We start from the raw sequence: 22,539 nt of genomic DNA on the forward strand, positions 1-22,539 counted from the left end.
GCTTATAAGATTGAGTTGACTGTTAATAAAACCAATTTGAGAACTATGACATATATTTTAATAAATTACTAGATTCTCTGTGCCGACACCTCGACTATTGATAATCGGGAACCAACATGCAAGCTCCTTCCATCTGAAAATAAAAATCTAAGCGAGATCACGTCCCCTTCGGAGTCGTCACTAAAGCTATATATATTTGAATCATACCCCCTATAAGCGAATTCAATTGAATCTAAAGCATGGTCTTCCGTCAGGTCGAGATTTAATTCAAGGAAACGAATGTCTTCAAACGTGAATTTGACTCTGAAATCACCCATGTATGTATAAAGTGCTATCTCTATCTTGCTATTATTCTCAATTTTAAGATATATGAGAATCGAATCAACCAGATCGACGTTAACGTTATCACCAATACTGAGCACTAAATTACTGGAGATCGTGTAATTACGGATCATTGGTAATTCCGCCTTATAATTATCTGCTCGGCGCTTGTTAGATCTTGCATGGTCACGAGTCAAACTTCGATTTCTTTGAAATTGCCAATTTGACCTGCATTTGCCCTTCCTCACATTAATTTATCCTGTTTAATTCGCATATTAGACATGGTGATACTTTGTTTTGCGGCCTTATCTTTATGAATTGAGCCACCCATTTCAATAGCTACCCTCGTCAAGCCGTTGCCGTTGTAGTAGATAACTCGATTGGCTCCACTGCTTAGTTGATGAACAATGTCTAATGCCTTTTGCTCTAGATTTGCAGGAGGTCCATATACGTAATTGAATCTATCGTACGTTTCTACAGGACTCCTACTTTCATTATGCACCAGCCACCCATCCTGTCCCACGTAGTACGTATGGGCCTCGCTGACGGTGAGGTTGAACATCTCGCGCGTCTGCCCAGGGGTGGTGACGTTGGCGACGAGGCCGATGGTGCCGTCGGCCTGCTTGATCTGATCGCCGATCTTCAGGTGTCCCGCGCCCACCCAATTCCTGCTGAGGTCGCGGTGGCCTTCCGTTGTGGCTGGAGGCTCGGGGGCGGCCCCTCGCCTGTCTCGTCTGCGGTGGCGTGTCTCTGTACGTGGTGGGCGCGGGCCTGGGCTGGGCGGATCGGGCGGCCGGGTGCGCTGGTTTGGCACTCCGGCGCGGCGTTCAGGCGGGTGAGAGGTTCGCGAATTTCACCAGGAGTTTTTTCGTTCCAGCGGTCGGGAAGTGCACCGTGACTTCCTGCCGGTCGCCGATGCCGGCCACGGCGAGGACCTGTCCCTCGCCGAATTTGGGGTGGCGGACGCGTTCGCCGCCCCGGTAGGCCATGCCGGACGTGAGGGGGCTGGTGTTCTTGACGGCGCTGGCGGTGGGGACGGTGGGGCGGTAGGTTTTCCAGGTTTTGGTGCGGTACTCGACGACCTGTCCGTAGGGGTCGACGGTGTCGAAGCCGCCTTCGATTTCTTCGAGGAAGCGGCTGTCCTCGGCGGCGTTGGTTTTGCCGTACTGCATGCGGTTCTCGGCGGCGGTCAGGAACAGGCGGTCCATGGCGCGGGTGATGCCGACGTAGAACAGGCGGCGTTCTTCCTCGATGCCGCCCGCCTCGGCGATGGCTCCTTTGCTGGGCAGCAGGCCTTCCTCGACGCCCACGATGAACACGACGGGGAATTCCAGGCCTTTGGCGTTGTGCATGGTCATGAGGGTGACGGCTTCTTCGGGCGCGCCTTTGTTCTCCTGTCTGGTGCGCATGTCGTCCACGCTGGAGAGCAGGGCGGCGTCGTCGAGGAAGTCGCCGATGGTGCCCTGGTTGTCCTGTGACCATTCCTCGGCGGCGTTCACGAGTTCGTCGAGGTTCTCGGCGCGGACCTGTCCTTCCGGGCCTTCCTGGCGGAGCAGGTCGAGGTAGCCGCTGGTTTCGATGACGTAGCGCAGGAACGCGCCGGGTTCGTAGTTGTCGGCGGCGTCGCTCATGGCGTGCATCAGCGCGGCGAAATCCACGGCTTTCTGCGCGCCACGGTCGAGGATGCCGTCCGTGTCGGCGCGGGCGCAGGCTTCGAGCAGGCTGGTGCGGTGCGCGGCGGCCCAGTCGAGGAGTTTCGTGAGGGCCGTGTCGCCGATGCCGCGCCGGGGCCGCCCGATGATGCGGCGCAGCGCCACGTCGTCACTGGGGTTAATAGAGAGGCGGGCGTACGCGAGGATGTCGCGGATTTCCCGGCGGTCGTAGAAGCCCACGCCGCCCACGATCTTCGCGGGAATCTGCACGCGGCGCAGGCTCTCCTCGATCACGCGGGACTGCGCGTTCGTGCGGTACAGCACGGCCATGTCCGTCAGCGGGCGGCCTTCCTGGGCGTGCAGGCGCGTGATCCACTCGGACACGAAGTCCCCCTCGGCGCGGTGGTCGGTGGCGCGGTGGAACACGACGGGCGGCCCGTCGTCCTTGACGGCTTTCAGGGTCTTGTCGAGGCGTTCGGCGTTGTTCTCGATCAGCCGGTTGGCAATGCCGAGCACGCGGGCGCTGGAGCGGTAGTTGTGCTCCAGCATGTAGACCTTCGCGTCGGCGTAGTCCTTCTGGAAGTCGAGGATGTTCTGGATGTCCGCGCCACGGAACTTGTAGATGCTGTTGTGAACGAGCAGGCCGCCCGCGAGGTAGGTGTGGGTGGGGGTGACGGTCAGGTCGTACACGGGGCCGTCGTAGTGTTCCTGCGTGACCTGCGTGACGGTTGTTTCCTGGAGGCCGTGTGGGGTGTCGGCCAGCAGGAGCATGCCGGGGTGCAGGTGTGACAGGGGCGTGAAGGCGTACATGGCGCCGCCGATCTGCGCTTTGCGTTGCAGTTCCAGGCCGCCGTCCTGCGCGATCTGGCGGGCCTCGGCCAGGGCCTGTGGGTAGTCCCTGCGGCTGAGTTCGAGGCGGTAGCCGCCGCGTCCGTTCGTGCGGACGGGGTGCCCGGCGTCCGTGAGTTTCGCGGCGATGTCGGCGCGGTTGCTGCTCCACTGGATGCGGTGGTAGCCGACGCTGCCGTGCCGGTGGTCCTGGAACATGATCAGGTTCAGGCTCTGGCGCCTGACGCCGTTCTGCGGGCGGTGGTGCGGGAAGTCCGGGTGCAGGTGCAGGTCCGTCATCAGGCGGCGGGCGGCGGAGTGCGTGTCGATCTCGCGGAACAGGCGTTGCAGGTGGTCGTCGCCCATGGCGAGGTTCCGGCCGACGCCGTGGAACAGCGCGGTGGGCAGGCCGTAGCGGGCGGCGTACAGCGCTTCCCAGTACGCGGCGTCGGCGCGGGTGTCGCAGACGCGCAGGACCCAGACCTTGTCGCCGTTTTCCTGGTTCAGGCGGACGCGGTAACCGTAGTCGGGCTGTCCCTCGCTGTTCTGCCGGGCACCGACGGTCAGGCCCACGCGGTAGCCGCGGTCCTCGCGGTACATCAGGTAAACGTACCACTGGCCGTGCATGGGCTGGTGCCGCGCGAGGACGATGTGGTGCGGCGTGCCGCGCAGCGTGTGCGCCTCAGTCTGCACGTTCCAGAGTGGTCCGCACGAGTGACCGCGTTTGACGTGCGTGACCTGCGCGGGCAGGCGCGTGCCGGACGCGCCGACGCCGCACACGGTGTCGCCTTCTGCGATGGTCTCGATGGGGCGCGGTCCCTGCGGCGTGCCGATCAGGGTGCCGGGCGGCAGGCACTGGTCGGGGTCCCCGACGACGAGCAGGTTGCGGTCCCTGGAGGCGAGCAGGCGGGTCAGTTCGTACTGGGCTTTGTTGGTGTCCTGGTACTCGTCGACGTGAATGAAGCGGGCGCGGTTCTGGACGGCGTTCAGGACGGCGGGAACGTCGCGGAACAGGCGGACGGTTTCGGTGATGAGGTCGCCGAAGTCGATGGCGTTCTGCGCCTTTTTACGGGCCTCGTAACGGCGGTAGGCTTCGGCAGCGGCCTCTTTGGGGATGCCGCTGAGGTAGGGTTCGTGGGCACGGTCGAGGTCGCTGGGGGTCTGGAGGTTGCTCTTGGCGCGGTCGAGGATGCCGCGTAGGACGCGGGGGTTGGTGTCGGGGCCGATGCCGGGGAGGCTGCCCATGATGTCCTTGAGGACGTCGAGCTGGTCGTCGTCGTCGTAGATGACGAAGCCGCGTTTCAATCCGATGTGTTCGCCGTAGGCGCGCAGGATGCGGACGCCGGCGGAGTGGAAGGTGCTCATCCAGAGGTCCTGGGCGCCGGGGACGAGGTGGCTGGCGCGTTCGCGCATCTCGGCGGCGGCCTTGTTGGTGAAGGTCACGGCCAGGATCTCGCCGGGGGCGGCGCCGTAGTGGCCGATCAGGTGGGCGATGCGGTAGATCAGGGTGCGGGTCTTGCCGCTGCCGGCGCCGGCGATGACGAGGGCGGGGCCGGTGTAGTGGTCGGCGGCCTGTGCCTGGGTGGGGTTCAGTTGGGCGAGCAGGTCGGGCGGGTTCACCTGGGAATTGTACCAGCCTGCGTTCTGCCCTGGGCGTAATGAGGGTGGGGGGCGGGGGGCGTGGCGTGTTCCCGGACCGGGCACGGTTTTCGGGTTGCCTAACCCTGCTACCCTCCTCAGGTGACGGCTTCCTCGACCTCTGTTCAGACTTCCTCGCGTGCGTCCAGGCTGGCAGCGGGCAGCATTCTGGTGGCGCTGGTGGTGCTGGGGCTCAAGGCCGTGGCGTACCTGATGACGGGCAGCGTGGCGCTGTACTCGGACGCGCTGGAGAGCGTCATCAACGTGGCGGCGGCGGTCGCGGCGCTGATTGCGTTGCGGGTCGCGGCCCGCCCGGCGGACGCCAACCACCCGTACGGGCACACGAAGGCCGAGTACTTCAGCGCGGTGGCCGAGGGCGTGCTGATCGTGCTGGCGGCGGCGGCGATCGTGCGCGAGGCGCTCCCGGCGCTGCTGAATCCGGCGGAGTTGCCGGCGCTCTCGGGCGTGGCGGGGCTGGGCGTGAACCTCGCGGCGGGGGTGCTGAACGCGGTGTGGGCGTCAGTGCTGTTGCGGCAGGGGCGGGCGCTGCGGTCCCCGGCGTTGCTGGCGGACGGGCGGCACATCTTCAGTGACGTGGTGACCAGCGTGGGGGTGCTGCTGGGCGTGCTGGCGGCGCACCTGACGGGTCAGGCGTGGCTGGACCCGCTGCTGGCGATTCTGGTGGCGCTGAACATCCTCTGGAGCGGGTGGCGGCTGGTGCGGGAAAGCGTGGGCGGCCTGATGGACGCGGCGGTGGACCGGGAGACCGAGGAGAAGATCCGGCTGGCGATGCGGCTGCATGGGCACGGGGCGCTGGAGATGCATGACCTGCGGACCCGGCACGCGGGGAGCGTGACCTTCATCGAGTTTCACATGGTGGTGCCGGGCGACATGACGGTGCAGGAGGCGCACAGCATCTGCGACCGGCTGGAGGACGCCATCCGGGCCGGGACGCCGCAGTCGTCGATCAGCATCCACGTGGAGCCGCAGGAGAAGGCCAAGCATCACGGGGTGCTGGTGCTGTAGTCGCCGGGCCGGGCATTCATGAAGCCGGGCTTCATGCGACAGTTCTTTCATGTCGAACGGTCATGCCTATACTCGCCGTTGAAAGCTTCAGGGAGGAAGATATGGGCGAGATCGACGTGCCGAACGACGTGCACATCCGTTCCACGGTGGGGCCGACGCGGCCGCCGCGTGGCGAGCAGGTTCAGGTGACGGTGGACGGAGCGCCGCAACTGGCGTGGGTGGGCGAGCCTCTGGTGGACGTGATCAACCGCGCGCAGATCGAGCTGGCGCAGGTGTGTTACCACCCGCAGCTGGGGCCGATCCAGACCTGCGATACCTGCACGGTCGAGATCGACGGCGTGGTGGGCCGCGCCTGCGGCACGAAGGTCGCGGCCGGGATGACGGTGCGCACGCAGACGATCGCCGCCCGCGCCGCGCAGCGGGACGCGTACGACCGCATCGTGGCAAACCACGACCTGTACTGCACGGTCTGCGACAACAACAACGGGAACTGCACGGTGCACAACACGCTGGGCCTGCTGGGCATCGATCATCAGACCCGGCCGTTCCAGCCCAAGGGCTACGCGAAGGACGAATCGAACCCCTTCTACCGCTACGACCCGGACCAGTGCATCCTGTGCGGCCGCTGTGTGGAGGCCTGCCAGAACGTGCAGGTGAACGAGACCCTGACCATCGGCTGGGAGATGGAGCAGCCGCGCGTGCTGTGGGACGGCGGGAAACCCATCGGCGAGAGCAGTTGCGTCAGCTGCGGGCACTGCGTCACGGTCTGCCCCTGCAACGCCCTGATCGAGAATTCCATGATCGGCGAGGCGGGCCTGTTCACGGGCATTCCGCTGCCCGTCTGGGACGCCGCCATCGACGTGGTCAAGGGCGTGGAGGCCAGCGCGGGCCTCAAGCCGATCATGAACGTGTCGGAGATCGAGTCGGCGGCCCGCGACCGGTACATCAAGAAGACCAAGACCGTCTGCACGTACTGCGGAGTGGGTTGCTCGTTCGACGTGTGGACCGACGAGCGGCACATCCTGAAGGTCGAACCCGGCCTGGGGCACGCCAACGGCATCAGCACCTGCGTGAAGGGCAAGTTCGGCTGGGATTACGTGAACAGCGAGGACCGCCTGACCGCCCCGCTGATCCGCGAGGGCGACCGCTTCCGCGAGGCGACCTGGGACGAGGCGCTGGACCTCGTGGCGCGCCGCTTCATGGAGATCCGCGCCAAGGACGGCCCGGACGCCCTGGCGTTCGTGGCGAGCAGCAAGGCCAGCAACGAGGAAGCGTTCATGGTGCAGAAGTTCGCCCGTCAGGTGATCGGGACGAACAACGTGGACAACTGCTCGCGGTACTGCCAGTCCCCGGCCAGCAAGGGGCTGTCCCTGACGACCGGGATCGGCGCGGACAGCGGGACCATCAAGGACATCGAGAACGCCTCGCTGGTCATCACGGTGGGCAGCAACGCCGCCGAGAGCCACCCGGTCCTGGCGACCCGCGTGAAACGCGCGCAGAAGCTGGGCAACACCCGCCTGATGGTGTTCGACATCCGCGAGCATGAACTCGCGACCCGCGCGGACCTGTTCCTGCGGCCGAAACCCGGCACGGACTTCGTGTGGCTGGCCGCCGTCAGCAAGTTCATCCTGGACAACGGGCTGGAGGACCGGGTGTTCCTGGCGGAGCGCGTGAACGGCCTGGAGGAATTCCGGCAGTCCATCAGCACGTACACCCTGGAGTACGCCGAGCGCGAGACGGGCATCGACGCCGGGACGCTGGAGGCCGTGGCCCGCCAGATCGCCGCCGAGGAGCGCGTGGCGGTCCTGTGGGCGATGGGCGTCACGCAGCAGTGCGGCGGCAGCGATACCAGCGCCGCCATCAGCAACCTGCTGCTGATCACCGGGAACTTCGGCCGGACCGGGACCGGCGGCTTCCCGCTGCGCGGTCACAACAACGTGCAGGGCGCCAGCGACATGGGCGCCATGCCCGATCAGGTCAGCGGGTACCAGCCGGTCGGGGACGATCTGGTCGTGCAGCGCCACCAGCGCGAGTGGGGTGTCACGCTGCGCCCGGAACGCGGCCTGGACAACACCCAGATGCTCGACGCGGCCATCCAGGGCAAGTTGAAGGCCATGTGGATCACGGGCGAGGAGATGAGCCTGACCGACGCGAACGCCAACCACCTGGCGCAGGGCTTCGAGGCGCTGGAATTCCTGGTGGTGCAGGACCTGTACTTCACGAACACCGCCCGGTACGCGGACGTGGTGTTCCCGGCCGCCGCGTCGCTGGAGAAGGAAGGCACGTTCACGAACACCGAACGCCGCATCCAGCGGCTGTACGAGGTCATGCCGCCCCTGAAGGGCACGAAACCCGACTGGCAGATCTACCAGGGCGTCGCGCAGCGCATGGGCGCCGACTGGAAGTACAGCCACCCGAGCGAGGTCATGGACGAGATCGCGCGCCTCACGCCGTTCTTCGCGGGTGTCAGTTACGACCGCCTGCAGGGGTACGACACGCTGTGCTGGCCGGTCGCCGAGGACGGCACCGACTCGCCGCTGCTGCACCGCGAGCGCTTCAACTTCCCGGACGGGAAGGCCCGGCTGTACCCGGCGACGTACAAACCCCGCCAGGAAGCCCCGAACGACGAATTCGACCTGCACCTGAACAGCGGGCGCATGCTGGAGCACTTCCACGAGGGGAACATGACCTTCCGGGTGGAGGGCATCGCCGGGAAGGCGCCGGACACGTTCGTGGAGGTCAGCCCGGAACTCGCAGCCGAACGGCAACTCCAGAGCGGGCAGTGGGTGCGGCTGATCAGCGAGCACGGCGCGGTGCGTCTGCGCGCGCTCGTCACGGCCCGCGTGAGCGGCAACGAGGTCTTCGTGCCCATGAACGCCCGCAAGGCCGGGGACGCCGTGAACTTCCTGACCGGCAGCCGCGGCGACAGCATCACGAACACCCCCGCGTACAAGGACACCCGCGTGCGCATGGAAGTCCTGCGCGACGTGGGCGAGAACCCGCTGCCCGCGAAGAACCACCGCTGGGGCCACCCGACCCCGCAGACGGGCGTGGAGGTGCAGCGCAAGTGGTCCCGGCCGGACTACGTGTTCCCCGGCGGGCTGCTGCCTATGCACGGCGACAGCCTGAACGCCCGCGCCGACGCACTGGCCGGCCCGGCACTGGGCGGCTCAGTCATGGGCGGCGCTGACGACTGACATTCAGCGGAAGGGGGCAGGCAACCGCTTCCCCCCTTCCGCGCAGGAGACACCATGGCGAAACCACTTGAATTCACGCCCCGCATCCCGACCGCGCAGGAGAAACTGCGTTCCGAGGTCGAGGATTCCACCGACGCGCTACTGGAGGGGCTGTACCTGCTGCGGCAACTGCACGAGCACGGCGTGCTGGACGTGGCGGGCAAGACCGTGCGGGGCGGCGAGGGCCTGATCGCGTCGCTGCTGCACATCACGGGCGGCGAGAGCGGCACGACCCTGCTGCGCAACGCCACCGAACTGGGCAAGACCCTGGCGGCGCTGGACCCGCGCGAGGTCGGCATTCTGGGCAGCGCCATCACGACCGGCGTGAACGAGGGTGCGCGGCACGTCGCGGCCGGGAAGGGCGTGGGCCTGGGTGAACTGATGGGCCTGCTCAAGGACCGGGACGTACAGGTGGCGCTGGGCGCGCTGTTCGCCGTCCTGAAGGGGGCGGGTCGGGCGCTGCGCGAGGCGAACGGCGACGTGCCGACCACCGCCAACCAGTCCGAGGTGGGCCGCTGAGCAAGGCTGGCAGCCAGGGCGGGGAGGCGAACGTGGGCCTCCCCGTCACGCTGTTCCGGGACGGGCAGGGAACGGCTCGCCTGGACGCCGTGGCGGTCGAGGAACCGCTCGAACTGCGCCTGCACGCGCCCGGCGGGCCGCTGCCGCTGGGGGTGCTGATGCGCACGCCGGGGCACGACCGCGAGCTGCTGCTGGGCTGGCTGATCTCGGAGGGGCTGCTGCCCGCCGCGTTTACGCTGGACCCGGACCCGGAGAACGCGAACGTGTGGCACCTGCGCACACCGGAATTTGCGCGGCTGGCGGCGGGCGCTCGGCTGGCGGTGTCGTCGAGTGCCTGCGGGGTGTGCGGGTCGGGCAGCATCGAGGCGCTGGCGGTCCGGGCCGCGCCGCCGGTCTGGACGGCGGGTCCGCTGGACGCCGCGTTCCTGGCGGGTCTGCCCGAACGGTTACGGGCGGCGCAGCCGGGCTTCGCGGCGACCGGAGGGCTGCACGGCGCGGCACTGTTCACGGCGAGCGGAGCGCTGCGCTGCGCTCGCGAGGACGTGGGGCGGCACAACGCCGTGGACAAGGTGGTCGGCTGGGCGCACCGGCAGCAGCCCGGACCGCTGGAGGATCAGGTACTGGTGGTCAGCAGCCGAGCTGGCTTCGAGATCGCGCAGAAGGCCGTGACGGCCGGGATCGGCGTGGTCGTGGCGGTGGGCGCGGCGACCAGTCTGGCAGTGGACACGGCTTCCGTGTTCGGCGTGACGCTGTGCGGCTTCACCCGTGAGGGCCGCCTGACGGTGTACGCCGGGGCGGAGCGGGTGGCGTTCCCCTAGACCTCCTGCGAAAGTCTCTCTGACTGCCGAACGTGCGGCCGGATTCCTCGCTTCAGGCAAGAGCGGGGGGAGATCTGAAAATCCACTTTCGCAGGAGATCTGTTGACGCGTCAATGTTGGTCTGTCCGTAGAGTCTTGATATAGCTATCGAAAGTTGGCTGTCCAACGGCGAACGACACTTCGTACAGACACCAAGCGGTGCTGTCCAAAGTCGGCCGCGTACGATCACCACCCTCACAGAGAGCTGCCAACATTCTTGCCAGTTGAAATTTCAGCTGGAACTTTGCTGATTCTGTGCTCTCCGGCGGGCCGTGCGCAAACGATTCATTGTGGATGTCAACCTGCTCGTCCAGTTCATCTGCAAGAGCACGTAAGCTCTCCCAGTCAACGTTGCCAGCGTTCGAATTGTCGAGCAGGATGGCGTCCAGCGGGCGAGCAAACTGGAGCGGGTCCACCTGACATTGGCCCAGTGCCCATTCGATACTGTTCACGGCCAGTTGACGCAATTCAAGTTCCGTCATCGTCCGCATCGCTCGTGCCAGATCAGCATGACCGAGGATGCTGTTGAGCTTTGGGAGATCCATTCCGCTCAAGATACTGTTCTTTCATTCCGCTCTTTTGACCTCCAGCGATAGTTGCTCTATGTCTCGAAACGACGTCCAGATTCCTCCTTGCTGGCAGCAATAACGGAGAAGCGGGGCGGAGCGGGTGGCCTTGCGCTGAGCGGGCTGCCGGGCAGCTGTCCTGCTCCATGAGTGTTCAGGTCTGAAACGATGAAGTGCGCGCCGGCTCACCCCCGCTAGACTCCTTGACGTCAAACAAACTGACGGGCTTCAGGAGGACGTATGGGATTTCTGGATCGTGAGCATTCTGTCGCAGGGCCGGGCTGGACCCGCTGGCTGGTCCCGCCCGCCGCACTTGCCGTACACCTCAGCATCGGGCAGATCTACGGGTACTCGGTGTTCAACAAGCCCCTCTCCCGCCTGATCAGCGGCGACCTGAACGCCGAGGCCGGCGCTCCTGGCGACTGGTCCCTGTTCCAGGTGGGCCTGATCTTCAGCGTCGCCCTGTTCTTCCTGGGGGCCAGCAGCGCCATCTTCGGCAAGTGGGTGGAACGCGAGGGGCCGCGCAAGACCATGTTCGCCAGCGCCCTGCTGTTCTGCGGCGGGTTCTTCGTCGCGGCGCTCGGGGTGAAACTGCACTCGCTGCCTCTCGTGATCTTCGGGAACGGCGTGCTGGGCGGCATCGGCCTGGGCCTGGGGTACATCAGTCCGGTCAGCACGCTGATCAAGTGGTTCCCGGACCGCCCCGGACTGGCGACCGGCATGGCCATCATGGGCTTCGGCGGCGGCGCCCTGATCGGCAGTCCGCTGGGCACCGCGCTGATGACCCGCTTTGCCAGTGACGGCACGCTGGGCGTCGGCTCGACCTTCCTGGTCATGGGAGCCGTGTACCTGATCATGATGCTGTTCGGCGCGTTCCTGATCCGCGTGCCCGCCGACGGCTGGAAACCCGCCGGATGGAGCCCCAAACCGCAGGCGGCGGGCGGCATGATCTCCTCTCATAACGTGCTGGTCGAGCAGGCCTTCCGCACCCCGCAGTTCTGGCTGCTGTTCGCCGTGCTGTTCCTGAACGTCACGGCCGGCATCGGCGTACTCGGGCAGGCCAGCGTGATGATCCAGGAGATGTTCAGCGACCGCGTGCTGGGCGCCGGGAACGGCGTGACGGCCGCCGCCGCCGCTGGCTTCGTGGGCCTGCTGAGCATCTTCAACATGGCCGGGCGGTTCATCTGGTCCTCGACCAGCGACCGCATCGGGCGCAAACCCACGTACATGATCTTCTTCGCGCTGGGCGCCGTGCTGTACTTCCTGATTCCCATGTTCGGCAACATGGGCAGCCTGGCGCTGTTCGTCGCGGGTTTCTGCGTGATCATGAGCATGTACGGCGGCGGCTTCGCCACCATTCCCGCGTACCTGCGGGACATGTTCGGCACCGCGAACGTCGGCGCGATCCACGGCCGCCTGCTGCTCGCCTGGAGTGCCGCCGCCATCGTCGGCCCCAGCCTCGTGAACGGTTTCCGCGACAGTCAGATCAAGGCCGGGATTCCCGCCGCGCAGGCGTACAGCACCACCATGTACATCATGGCCGCGCTGCTGGTCGTGGGGTTTGTCGCCAACCTGCTCGTCCGTCCCGTCGCCGAGAAGTTCTGGGCCGAGAACCGCGCGCCCGCCCCCAGCCACGACTAACGCAGTCACGACTGACGCCCAGCGCAGCACCCATCCCAGCCAGGAGGTCCGCATGACCCGTTCCACCCCCGAACCCACCGAACAGCTGTCTCCCGTGATCTACCTGACGTGGCTGGTGCCCGGCATTCCCCTCGTCTGGGGGGTCTGGCAGACGCTGATCAAGGTGTCGCAACTGTTCCAGTAACCCGGCCAGCAGGCAGACAGCTGATGGCAGAAGGCTGATCGCGGATGGCAGATGACGGCCTCCCCCTCTTTCGGGGGAGGTCTGCTGTTGCCATCTGTTCAGGTCAGGGCGGGCTGGGCGTGTTCGTCCAGTTCGCGGCGCAGGTACGGTGCGGTGCGGCTGCCGCTGGCCCTGGCGACCTGTTCGGGGGTGCCCTGGGCCACAACCTGCCCGCCGTCCTCTCCCGCGCCGGGGCCGAGGTCCACGACCCAGTCGCTCGCGGCGATCACGCCCAGGTCGTGTTCGACGACCATGACGCTGTGCCCGGCCTCCACGAGGCGGCTCAGCTGCGCGTGCAGGCGTTCCACGTCGCTGGGATGCAGGCCGGTGGTGGGTTCGTCCAGCAGGTACACGGTGTGGCCGCGCACGGCCTTCTGGAGTTCGGTGGCCAGTTTCACGCGCTGCGCCTCGCCGCCCGAGAGTTCCGTGGCGGGCTGCCCGAGGCGCAGATAGCCCAGGCCGACCTCCTGCAGGGTGCTCAGAGCGCGGTGGACGGGGGCCTCTTCTGCGAACACCGGCGCGGCGGCGTCCACGGTCAGGTCCAGTACCTGCGCGATGTTCAGGCCCTGCCAGGTGACTTCCAGCGTGGCGGCGTTGAAGCGGGTGCCGTGGCAGACGGGGCAGGGCGCGTACACGGACGGCAGGAACAGCAGTTCCACGGTCACGAAGCCCTCGCCCTGGCAGTGTTCGCAGCGGCCACCCTTCACGTTGAACGAGAAGCGGCCCGCGCTGTAGCGGCGCTGCCGGGCCAGGGGCGTCGCGGCGAACAGGCGGCGCACATGGTCGAACAGGCCGGTGTACGTGGCGAGGTTGCTGCGCGGCGTGCGCCCGATGGGTGCCTGCGTGACCTGCACCAGCCGCCGCACGCGCCCCACGTCGCCGCCCAGGCTGCCCTGCGTGGGGGCGGGCGCGTCGTCGGCGGTCAGCAGGTCGGCCGGGTCGGCACCCGCCTCGACCGGGGCGACCTCGCGGCCCAGGTGGGCGCCCAGCAGGTCCGAGAGGGCCTGGGTGATCAGGCTGGACTTCCCGGACCCGCTGACGCCCGTCACGGCCGTCAGGACGCCCAGCGGCAGGCGCACGTCCACGCCGCGCAGGTTGTTGCGGGTCACGCCGCGCAGGTCCAGCCAGCCGGTCGGGTCGCGGCGCACCTCGGGCAGCGGGGCGGGCGGCCCGAACAGGTGCCGGGCGGTCAGCGAGTCCGGCACGTCCCGCAGGCCCGCCGGGGGACCGCTGTACAGCACCTGCCCGCCCTGCTGCCCGGCGCGCGGGCCGACGTCCACGATCCAGTCGGCGTGGCGGATCACGCCCGGCTCGTGTTCCACCACGAACAGCGAGTTCCCCCCGGCTTTCAGGCGGTCCAGGGCGCCCAGCAGGGCCTTGGTGTCGGCGGGGTGCAGCCCGGCGGAAGGTTCGTCCAGCACGTACACCACCCCGAACAGGTTCGAGTACAGCTGCGTGGCCAGCCGCAGGCGTTGCAGTTCACCGGGCGACAGGGTGGGCGTGCCGCGTTCCAGGGTCAGGTAGCCCAGGCCCAGGCGTTCCAGCACGTCCACGCGGGCGCACAGGTCGGCGGCCAGCCGGGTCAGGGCCAGCGCCTCCTCGGGCGGGCGGGACGTGCCGTCCGGGCGAACGGTCTGCCCGGCGGCGGCCGGGGCGAGCAGTTCGGCGGCGCGGCGTAGCGGCAGGCGCGAGAAATCCATGATGTCCAGCCCGGCGAACGTCACGCCCAGGGCCGCGCGGGTCAGGCGTTTGCCGTGGCAGACCGGGCACTCACGGATCACCATGAACGACGCCGCCCGGCGCTTCATGCTCTCGCTGCCGCTGTTCGCGAAGGTGTGCAGCACATGCCGCCGCGCCGAGGTGAACGTGCCCAGGTACGACGGTTCGGCGCGGCGTTTCACGGCACGGCGCGTCTCCTCGGGCGTCAGGCCCGGATACACCGGCACCTGCGGTTGCTCGTCCGTGAACAGGATCCAGTCGCGGGCCTCGCGCGGCAGGTCCCGCCAGGGGGTGTCCACGTCGTACCCCAGCGTGACCAGAATGTCGCGCTGGTTCTGCCCCGCCCACGCGGTCGGCCACGCCGCCACCGCCCGCTCGCGGATCGTCAGGGACGGGTCCGGGACCATGCTCTCCTCGGTCACGGCGAACACGCGGCCCAGCCCGTGACACTCCGGGCAGGCGCCCTCGGGCGTGTTCGGCGAGAACCCCTCGGCGTAGATGATGCCCTGGCCGGCCGGGTAGTCCCCCGCGCGCGAGTACAACAGGCGCAGCACGTTGTTCAGGGTGGTCAGGCTGCCCACGCTGCTGCGCGCCGACGTGACGCCCCGCCCCTGTTGCAGGGCCACGGCGGGCGGCAGGCCGTCGATGCGGTCCACGTCCGGCGTGCCCAGCTGGTTGAACAGCCGCCGCGCGTACGGCGACACGGAATCCAGGTAGCGGCGCTGCGCCTCGGCGTACAGCGTCCCGAACGCCAGCGAGGACTTCCCGGAGCCCGACACGCCCGTGAACACCACCAGCGCGCCTCTGGGCAGGTCCACGTCCACGTTCTTCAGGTTGTGTTCCCGCGCGCCGCGCACCTGCACGAACCCGTCACGGGAGGAGGAGGGAAGGTCGTTCATCCCGGCATGATTCCCCCGCCGCCCGCCGGGCGGGTACGCGGAGCCTTCAGCCGTTGCCCATGCTCCGCCGCCATACGGATTGCCGTCTGTTTCGCTGACAACCCGGCAGGGCACCGGACTGCCAGCGAAATCAGTTCAGTCCGGTCAGGAAGTCCTGCACGGCGTTCAGGATCTCCTCTTCCGCCTGCGCGTGCGTGACGGTGGGCAGGCCGTCACCCTTCTGGGGGCCGTAGCGTCCGAAGAACGAGTGGACTGCGCCGGGAATGACGGTCAGGGTGGTGCCGCTGGGCAGGCGGTCCAGGCCGCCGCGCACGTCGTCAGGGGCGGCCACCCCATCCCGTTCGGCCAGCAGCGACAGCACAGGGAGCGTCCGGTCCTTCAGGCTGACGTTCCCAGCGGGGTACGCGGCCATCAGGATCAGGCCGGCCAGGGCGTCGGGGTTGTTCGCGGCGTACTGCGCGGCCATCGCGCCGCCCAGCGAGTGACCGGCGATCACCACGCGCTTGCCCTGGCCGTACTGCGCGATCAATCCGTCCGCGCGCCCTATGCCGGTCACGGCAAGGTCCAGCGGGAAGGCCGGAATGACCGTCTGCACGCCCTGATCGGCCAGCGCACGGCCCAGCCACTCGTACGCCTGGGGGCGCACCAGCCCGCCGGGGTAGAACACCAGCAGCGTGTCCGCCTCGCCCTGCGCGGGCCGGATGTCGATGACGGGGCCGCCCACGTTCTCCAGCGTCACGCGCGCCGTGTCCTGTCCGGAGGGGGGCACGGCGTCCTGCCCGACGACCAGCGGGGGCCGCACGACCGCCTGCCGCGCCGTCGAGATCAGGTACCCGCCCAGCAGCGAGACGCCCGCGATCACCCACGCCCGCACGCGCGGCGAGAGGCGCGGGCGGCGCCGGGAACGGACAGGGGCGGGCGGGGTCGGGGCAGGTTCGGTACTCACGCCCCCAGCATAGGCCCGGTCCTCCCCCACCCTTACACGAACGCGCTGAGGCCGGTGATGGCCCGCCCGACGACCAGGGTGTTGATCTCGTTGGTGCCCTCGTAGGAGTAGATGGCCTCGGTGTCCGCGAAGTGCTTGGCGACGCCGTATTCGAGCAGGATGCCGTTTCCGCCGAAGGTCTCACGGGCCAGGGCGACCGTCTCGCGGCAGCGGGCGGCGGTGACAACCTTGGCGAGGGCGGCGTGCTCGTCGCGCATGTCGCCCGCGTCGGCCATGTGGCTCAGGCGCAGGCACAGCGCGAACAGGGTGCTGACGTTGCCCAGCATGTGCACGAGGTGGTTCTGGATGAGCTGGAATTCCCCGATGCGTTTGCCGAACTGCTCGCGGGTCTGGGCGTACGCGGCGGCCAGTTCGTAGGCGCCCATGGCGCAGCCGACGCCCTGCCACGCGACACCGGCGCGGGTGAGTTTCAGAACCTCGGCGGTGGTGCGCCAGCCCTGCACGTTCTGCAGGCGGTCGGTGTCGGGCACGCGGCAGTCGGTCAGGGTGATCAGGCCGTTCTCGACGATCCGCAGCGCGGTCTTGCCCTCGATCTTCTCGACCTCGTAGCCGGGCGTGCCGGCGCGGACGATGAAGCCGCGCACCTCCTGGGTGTCCACGTCGCGCGCCCAGATGACCGTGAAGTCGCTGAAGGGGCTGTTCCCGATCCATTTCTTCTGGCCGCGCAGGGTCCAGCTGTCGCCGTCGCGTTTGCAGGTGGTGCGCATGCCCTGGCTGACCTGCGAGCCGCCCTCGGGTTCGGTCAGGCCGAACGCGCCGATCACGTCCATGTCCAGCATCTTCGGCAGCCACTCGGCCTTCTGCGCGTCGCTGCCGCCCAGCGCGATGGACGCGAAGGCCAGTCCGGCGTGCACGCCGAAGAACACGGCGGTGCTGACGTCCACCTTGCAGGCTTCCATGGTGAACAGGCCTTCCATGATGGTGGCGTCGGGGGTGCGGCTGCCGTCCTCGTTCCAGATGCGGCGCAGGAAGTCGTGTTTCTTCAGTTCCGGAATCAGGTGGCGGGGGAACTCGTCGCGGTTCCAGTACTCGTTCATGATCGGCGAGACGTGCGTGTGCATGAAGCCGCGCACCTCGCCGGCAAAGTCGCGTTGCTGCTGGGTCAGGGTGTCCATCTGCCCGAAGAAGTCGGCGTCCGGGGTGGGCAGGCGCGGGGCCTTCTCGGGCGCGGCGCTCATCAGGCGGGTCAGTCCCTTGAGCTGCGAGTCGCTCATGCCGGCGGCGGCCTTCACGAGGGCGCCCAGATCGAGCCGTTGGTTGAGGCGGGCGAGCGCTTCGAGGTCCAGCCCGGCCAGCAGCGCCTGGGCGTCCACGTTGGGAGTGTTCATGCTCCGTGTTGTACCGCGTTCAACAATCCTCAGATTGCGTGCGCTGTCGCGCTTCACGCGCCGCCCCGTTCATGCGGCCTTCACGGTCGGCCCGGTCGCCGCGCCGCTCCCCGCAGGCGCTAGCATCCGGCCATGAGCGCCCCGTCCACGCCGCGCCCCACCCGTCCCCTGCCGACCCGTCCGGCCGGGTACGTGGAACTGGCCCGCTACTCCAGCCTGGGCCGCCTGTGGTCCATGCTGGGCAGCGCCGGGCGGGCCGGGCGGCAGGTGACACTCGTGCGCGGCGACGCGCCGGACCTCTGCCGCCGCCGCGTGAGCGGCTACACCCTGCCGAACGCCGGGATATTCCTGGACGAGGCGCGCGCCGCCCGCGACCTGGAGGACGGCTTCGCGCCGCATCCGGCGCTGCTGGCCCTGCTGGGCGGCGACCCGGCCCCGCTGCGCGCGGAACTGAACGCGCACTTCGAACTGCGGGTGGATTTCGTGCTGGCCTTCACCGCCCGCCGCGACCTGATCGCCCGGCCGGAACTGCGTTTCGCGCCGCTCGTGGCGGGCCTGAGCAGCCTGCCGGACGGCCTGACGCTGGACGCCCGGCGCCTGGGCCGCGACGAACTGCACCTGCTGGTGCAGCGCGCCTGCGGCCTCGCCTGAGCCGGGGCTCGCGGGTGAGTCAGCCGGCGCGGGCGGCGCGGCGTTTCTCGGCGCGGACCATCTGCACGAACTTCGCGAGGCGCGGCGCACGGTTCCAGCGTTTGCGGTCCCCGGCGACCCGCCAGATCCACTCGACGCCCATGCGGCGCGTCCAGGCGGGCGCGAGGTCGGCGGTGCCAGCCAGCACGTCGATCACGCCGCCGCAGCCGATCATGACCGGGGTGTTCATGACCTGCCGCCAGTACTGGTTGAAGGTCTCCTGCCGTCCGGCGCCCATGGCGGTCAGGACGAGGTCGGCGCCGCTGTCGCGCACGAGTTCCGCGACCCGCTGATCCTCGGGCAGGTCGAAGTATCCGTGGTGGATGCCCGCCACCTGAATGCCGTAGTCACGCGCGGCGTTCTGCGCGGCGACCTCGGCCACGCCGGGCTTGGCGCCCAGGAAGAACACGCGCAGGTCCGCGCCGTGGCGTTTCATGAGGCCCTGCACGATGTCGAAGCCCGGCGCGCGCGGCACCTCCTGCGCGCACAGTTGCCGCGCGGCCCACACGATGCCCACGCCGTCGGCGGTCACGAGGTCCGCGACCTGCATGGCCGTCACGAAGTCCGGCTGGGTGCGTGACTGCACGATGAACTCGGGGTTCAGGGTCACGACGGTGTGCGGGGCGCGCGGGGCGCGGTAGATCCAGTCGCCCAGACGGTCCAGGGTGGCGTCCAGTGTGATGTTGTCCAGCGGCAGGTCGAACAGGGTCAGTCGCTGGGTGGGGTCCGGGTTGGTCATGCTGTCGCGGATTGTAGAGCAGTTGGGCGGGCCGGGGGGGGCGCTCGCCGGGACTGGCGGGTGGGCTTGCGCGTGGGGGACGCCGGTACGGCATACTGCTACGCATGTTGCCCGGTGCTTTCGGTGCTTTACCTGCGGACGCTCAGGCGCAGGTGGTCGCGGCTGGACGGCTGGGACGCTGGACCCGCGCCGAACTGCTGTACCACCCGGAGGACCCGGCCGAGACGCTGTACATCGTCACGCGGGGGTCCGTGCGGCTGTACCGCCTGGGGTCCGGCGCGCGTGAGGTCACGCTGGACGTCCACGGTCCCGGTTCCCTGCTGGGCGTGATGTCCCTGATTCCCGGCGAACGCTGCGGCGTGTACGCCGAGGCGATGGACGACACCGAGGCGCTGATGCTGGGGCAGGACACCCTGCACCGCGTCACGCAGGCGCACCCGGCGGTGGGCGTGGCCCTGACCGAGCAGATCACCCGGCAGACGCGCGGCGTGCAGGAACGCCTCTCGGGTCTGGTGTTCCTGGAGGTGTCGCAGCGGCTGGCGCTGGCGCTGCTGAACCTCGCCGAGCGCGAGGGCCCCTGGCCGGAGGGCGGGTCGCACGCGCTGCGCGACCGGGTGTCGCACCAGGATCTGGCGCACGTGGTGGGCAGCACGCGTGAGACGATCACGAAACTGCTGGGTGACTTCCGCACGCGCGGCCTGCTGGACCTCGGGTACCGGCGGATCATCCTGACCGACCGTGAGGGTCTGCAACGCGCGACGCGCGAACCGCTGCGCTGAGGGCCGGCGGCGGCGGGACGGGGTCCGGTCCGTCGGCTTTACTTCACAGTGTGGTGTGACAGTCAGTGTAGTGTGGGTCCCGTTGCCGTACGAACCGGGTCGACCGGACAGGAAGGGCACCGCACGCGCCCCGGCAGACGCCGGGGACGGCCCGCGCCGCGACCACGGGGCGCCGGGCGGAAGGAAGAACAATGGCGCGGAACGCAGGAGCGGAATTCAGGAACGGTGGCATGCAGGCGTACTTCCGCCTGCCCGCAGGGGCGCTGGCGCAGGCCCGCGCCGAGACCCGCAGCGACGTGGACCGCGCCGCGCTGGCAGAGGCCCTGCGCGCGTACCACCGCGACCTGGGCACGCTGGACACCCACGCGCACTCGGCGCTGGAGCGGCTGGCGCACCCGGCGTCCCGCGTGGTCGTGACCGGGCAGCAGGCGGGCGCGCTGACCGGCCCGGCGTACTCGGTGCACAAGGCCGCCGACGCGGCGCTGCTGGCCCGCCAGGAGGACCGCGAGGACGCCCCGGTGGTCGCCGTGTACTGGATCGCCAGTCAGGATCACGACGCCGCCGAGGTGGCGGGCACCACCCTGCTGGACCTCGCCGAGCGCCTGCACCGCCTGACGCTGGACGTGCCGCAGGGCGTGCCGGTCGGGCGCGTGCCGTGGCGCGCGGAGTGGACGGCGCAGGTGCACGCGCTGCTCGACGCCTTCGAGGCGCCCGCCGCGCACGTGGCGGCCGTCCGCGCCCGCTTCGAGCGCGCGGTGAACGGACCGGCCGGTGCAGGCAGTTACGCCGACGTGTTCGCCCGCCTGATTCACGGACTGCTGGCCCCGGCGGGCCTGCTGGTCCTGGACCCGCTGCACCCGGCCCTGGCCGCCCTGATGGCCCCCACCCTGGCCCGCGAACTGGAACGCCCGCTGGCGTCCAGCGAGGCCATCGAGGCGGCCGCCGCCCGCCTGGAAGCCGACGGGTTCGTGCCTCAACTGCGCCGCCCGGCCGGAGCGACCAACCTGTTCATCGAGGAAGGTGACGGGCAGCGCCGCCTGCTGCGCTTCGACGGCCGCACCTTCAGCACCGACCACGCCACGTACTCGCGCGCGGACCTGCTGGCCGCGCTGGCCGGCGATCCCAGCCGCCTCACGCCCGCCGCCGGCCTGCGCCCCGCCGTGCAGGACGCGCTGCTGCCCACCCTGGCCTTCGTGGTCGGGCCGGGCGAGATCGCGTACGGCGCGCAGCTGCGGGACGTGTACCCGCTGCACGGGCTGGGGCAGCCGCTGCTGTGGCCGCGCCTGAGCGTCACCTGGGTCGAACCGAACGTGCGCCGCCTGCTGGGCCGCCTGAACGCCACGGCCGCGCAGGTGCAGGCCGACCCGGACGGCGTGCTGGGCCGCGCCCTGGCCGCCGAGCGGGGTGCGGCCGCCGCCAGCGCCGAGCGACTGGCCGCGCTGGACGCCGAGCTGCTCGCCCTGACCGGCGAACTGGCCGCCCTGGACCCCACCCTGCACGGCGCCGCCCAGCGGACCCGCGCCCGCACCACCGCCCGCGTGGCGCACCTGCAACACCTCGCTGCGCGCGCCCTGGCCCGCGCCGAGAACGACCGCAGCGGCCAGCTGACCCGCCTGAAAGCCCACCTGCTCCCGAACGGCGCGCCGCAGGAACGCGAGATGAACTTCCTGACCTTCCTGCTCAAGCACGGCGACACGCCCCTGCGCCAGCTGCTGGACCTCCCGGCCGGCTGGCAGGGCGAACTCGACATTCCCTGAAGTTCCAGACGCAAGGCGGGCAGCCCCATCCGACCGGGCCGCCCGCCTGCCTTGCCAGTTCTTTACTCGCGCGGGATGTTCACGTCGAACAGGGCGCGCACGAATTCCTGGCTGTCGAAGGGTTGCAGATCATCGGCCTGTTCGCCCACGCCGATGAACTTGATGGGCACGCCGAGTTCGCGGACGATGGCGACCAGGATGCCGCCCTTGGCGGTGCCGTCGAGTTTCGTGACGATCACGCCGGTCAGGGGGGTGGCCTCGTGGAATTTCTTGGCCTGTTGCAGGCCGTTCTGGCCGGTGACCGCGTCCAGGACCAGCCACGTCTCGGCGGGTTCGGCCGGGTCTGCCTTCTCGACGACGCGGCGGACCTTCTTGAGTTCCTCCATCAGGTTGTGCTTGTTGTGGAGGCGGCCGGCGGTGTCGATGAACAGCAGGTCGGTGCCGCGCGCGGCGCGGGCGCTGGCGCCGTCGAAGGCGACGGCGGCGGGGTCGCCTCCGTCGGTGCCCTGCACGACGGGAATGCCGAGGCGTTCGCCCCACTCGCCGAGTTGCGCGCCGGCGGCGGCGCGGAAGGTGTCCCCGGCGGCGAACATGACGCTCTTGCCGCGGTTCATGTAGTACTGGCCGAGTTTGGCGATGGTGGTGGTCTTGCCGACGCCGTTCACGCCGATGATCATGACCACGTGCCCCTTGGGGTCCACGCCGGTGCGCCGCGCGTCGGGCGCGAAGCCGAGCTTGCGGAATTCGGCGCGGCGCGCGTCGGGTTCGAGTTGCAGGGTCAGGGCGTCCATCAGCGCCTGCTGGAGGTTCTTGCCCTCGGCGCGGCGGATGTCCTCGAGGATGTCCTCGGTGGCGGCGCGGCCCACGTCGGCGGCGATCAGGGCGTACTCGAGGTCCTCGATGGTGTCGAGGCGGTTGGTGACGACGTCCCGGACGTCCTGTCCGAGGAAGCCGGCGGTGGAGTTGATCTGCTGGCGGGTCTTGCTGAGCCCGTCGCGCAGGCGTTCGAGCCAGCTCACGCGCGCGCTCCGGTGGGGGGGGTGGGGATGACGTTCATGCGTCTACCATAGCGTCCCGCCTGCATCCGCGACGGTTCGGGCCGCCGCATTCCGCCG

At 68.7% G+C, this 22,539-nt stretch carries 17 protein-coding genes; 9 read left to right on the plus strand and 8 right to left on the minus strand.

Annotated features, from left to right (window positions below; genetic code table 11):
- Window positions 1-565: 565 nt before the first annotated feature.
- Together CBQ26_RS06900 and CBQ26_RS06905 are read right to left on the minus strand one after the other, a co-directional pair.
- Complete coding sequence (locus CBQ26_RS06900) at window positions 566-982, minus strand: polymorphic toxin-type HINT domain-containing protein (RefSeq protein WP_244897988.1); 417 nt, start codon at window positions 980-982, stop codon at window positions 566-568.
- 166 nt (window positions 983-1,148) lie between these two features.
- Window positions 1,149-4,421 (minus strand): UvrD-helicase domain-containing protein, encoded by a 3,273-nt coding sequence (locus tag CBQ26_RS06905; protein ID WP_143341994.1) that lies wholly within the window; start codon window positions 4,419-4,421, stop codon window positions 1,149-1,151.
- A 120-nt stretch (window positions 4,422-4,541) separates the two neighbouring features.
- Between CBQ26_RS06905 and mntE the strand changes: the two genes are divergently transcribed.
- From mntE to CBQ26_RS06925, 4 genes are all read left to right on the plus strand, one after another.
- Window positions 4,542-5,465 (plus strand): manganese efflux transporter MntE, encoded by a 924-nt coding sequence (mntE, locus tag CBQ26_RS06910; protein WP_229844037.1) that lies wholly within the window; start codon window positions 4,542-4,544, stop codon window positions 5,463-5,465.
- Between the two features lie 101 nt (window positions 5,466-5,566).
- Window positions 5,567-8,662, plus strand: a complete 3,096-nt coding sequence (gene fdhF, locus CBQ26_RS06915) for a formate dehydrogenase subunit alpha (RefSeq protein ID WP_088247803.1) — start codon at window positions 5,567-5,569, stop codon at window positions 8,660-8,662.
- 54 nt (window positions 8,663-8,716) lie between these two features.
- Window positions 8,717-9,220: a helical membrane plugin domain-containing protein gene (locus CBQ26_RS06920; RefSeq protein WP_088247804.1), complete on the plus strand. Its 504-nt coding sequence runs from the start codon at window positions 8,717-8,719 to the stop codon at window positions 9,218-9,220.
- Window positions 9,221-9,252: 32 nt separating this feature from the next.
- Window positions 9,253-10,038 (plus strand): formate dehydrogenase accessory sulfurtransferase FdhD, encoded by a 786-nt coding sequence (locus CBQ26_RS06925; protein WP_088247805.1) that lies wholly within the window; start codon window positions 9,253-9,255, stop codon window positions 10,036-10,038.
- Between the two features lie 110 nt (window positions 10,039-10,148).
- Here CBQ26_RS06925 and CBQ26_RS21260 read toward each other — a convergent pair whose 3' ends face one another.
- Window positions 10,149-10,622: a hypothetical protein gene (locus CBQ26_RS21260; RefSeq protein WP_143341996.1), complete on the minus strand. Its 474-nt coding sequence runs from the start codon at window positions 10,620-10,622 to the stop codon at window positions 10,149-10,151.
- 261 nt (window positions 10,623-10,883) lie between these two features.
- On the opposite strand from CBQ26_RS21260, the gene CBQ26_RS06930 reads away from it, so the two are divergent.
- Both CBQ26_RS06930 and CBQ26_RS22790 read left to right on the plus strand, forming a co-directional pair.
- Complete coding sequence (locus CBQ26_RS06930) at window positions 10,884-12,284, plus strand: L-lactate MFS transporter (RefSeq protein WP_088247806.1); 1,401 nt, start codon at window positions 10,884-10,886, stop codon at window positions 12,282-12,284.
- A gap of 52 nt (window positions 12,285-12,336) precedes the next feature.
- Window positions 12,337-12,468: an MFS transporter small subunit gene (locus CBQ26_RS22790; RefSeq protein ID WP_268248294.1), complete on the plus strand. Its 132-nt coding sequence runs from the start codon at window positions 12,337-12,339 to the stop codon at window positions 12,466-12,468.
- A gap of 98 nt (window positions 12,469-12,566) precedes the next feature.
- On the opposite strand, the gene CBQ26_RS06935 is transcribed toward CBQ26_RS22790, so the two are convergent.
- The 3 genes from CBQ26_RS06935 to CBQ26_RS06945 all read right to left on the minus strand — a co-directional run bounded on the left by CBQ26_RS06935 (window position 12,567) and on the right by CBQ26_RS06945 (window position 17,459).
- Window positions 12,567-15,125: an ATP-binding cassette domain-containing protein gene (locus CBQ26_RS06935; protein ID WP_088247807.1), complete on the minus strand. Its 2,559-nt coding sequence runs from the start codon at window positions 15,123-15,125 to the stop codon at window positions 12,567-12,569.
- Between the two features lie 130 nt (window positions 15,126-15,255).
- On the minus strand, window positions 15,256-16,071 hold the full coding sequence (locus tag CBQ26_RS06940) for an alpha/beta fold hydrolase (protein ID WP_216360338.1): 816 nt from the start codon (window positions 16,069-16,071) through the stop codon (window positions 15,256-15,258).
- A 32-nt stretch (window positions 16,072-16,103) separates the two neighbouring features.
- The gene (locus CBQ26_RS06945) at window positions 16,104-17,459 is read right to left on the minus strand and encodes an acyl-CoA dehydrogenase family protein (RefSeq protein WP_088247809.1); all 1,356 of its coding nucleotides are present in this window, start codon (window positions 17,457-17,459) and stop codon (window positions 16,104-16,106) included.
- A 132-nt stretch (window positions 17,460-17,591) separates the two neighbouring features.
- Between CBQ26_RS06945 and CBQ26_RS06950 the strand changes: the two genes are divergently transcribed.
- The gene (locus CBQ26_RS06950) at window positions 17,592-18,110 is read left to right on the plus strand and encodes a hypothetical protein (RefSeq protein ID WP_088247810.1); all 519 of its coding nucleotides are present in this window, start codon (window positions 17,592-17,594) and stop codon (window positions 18,108-18,110) included.
- Between the two features lie 19 nt (window positions 18,111-18,129).
- Here CBQ26_RS06950 and CBQ26_RS06955 read toward each other — a convergent pair whose 3' ends face one another.
- Window positions 18,130-18,888: a WecB/TagA/CpsF family glycosyltransferase gene (locus tag CBQ26_RS06955; RefSeq protein WP_088247811.1), complete on the minus strand. Its 759-nt coding sequence runs from the start codon at window positions 18,886-18,888 to the stop codon at window positions 18,130-18,132.
- Between the two features lie 104 nt (window positions 18,889-18,992).
- Here CBQ26_RS06955 and CBQ26_RS06960 point away from each other — a divergent pair, with 104 nt between their 5' ends.
- Both CBQ26_RS06960 and bshC read left to right on the plus strand, forming a co-directional pair.
- Window positions 18,993-19,667: a Crp/Fnr family transcriptional regulator gene (locus CBQ26_RS06960; RefSeq protein WP_088247812.1), complete on the plus strand. Its 675-nt coding sequence runs from the start codon at window positions 18,993-18,995 to the stop codon at window positions 19,665-19,667.
- A gap of 191 nt (window positions 19,668-19,858) precedes the next feature.
- Window positions 19,859-21,424, plus strand: a complete 1,566-nt coding sequence (gene bshC / locus CBQ26_RS06965; protein WP_088247813.1) for a bacillithiol biosynthesis cysteine-adding enzyme BshC — start codon at window positions 19,859-19,861, stop codon at window positions 21,422-21,424.
- A 62-nt stretch (window positions 21,425-21,486) separates the two neighbouring features.
- Here the strand turns inward: bshC and ftsY are convergent, their stop codons facing one another.
- Window positions 21,487-22,443 (minus strand): signal recognition particle-docking protein FtsY, encoded by a 957-nt coding sequence (gene ftsY, locus CBQ26_RS06970; protein ID WP_088247814.1) that lies wholly within the window; start codon window positions 22,441-22,443, stop codon window positions 21,487-21,489.
- Window positions 22,444-22,539 lie beyond the last annotated feature (96 nt).

This window comes from Deinococcus indicus (assembly GCF_002198095.1).
Lineage (GTDB): Bacteria > Deinococcota > Deinococci > Deinococcales > Deinococcaceae > Deinococcus > Deinococcus caeni.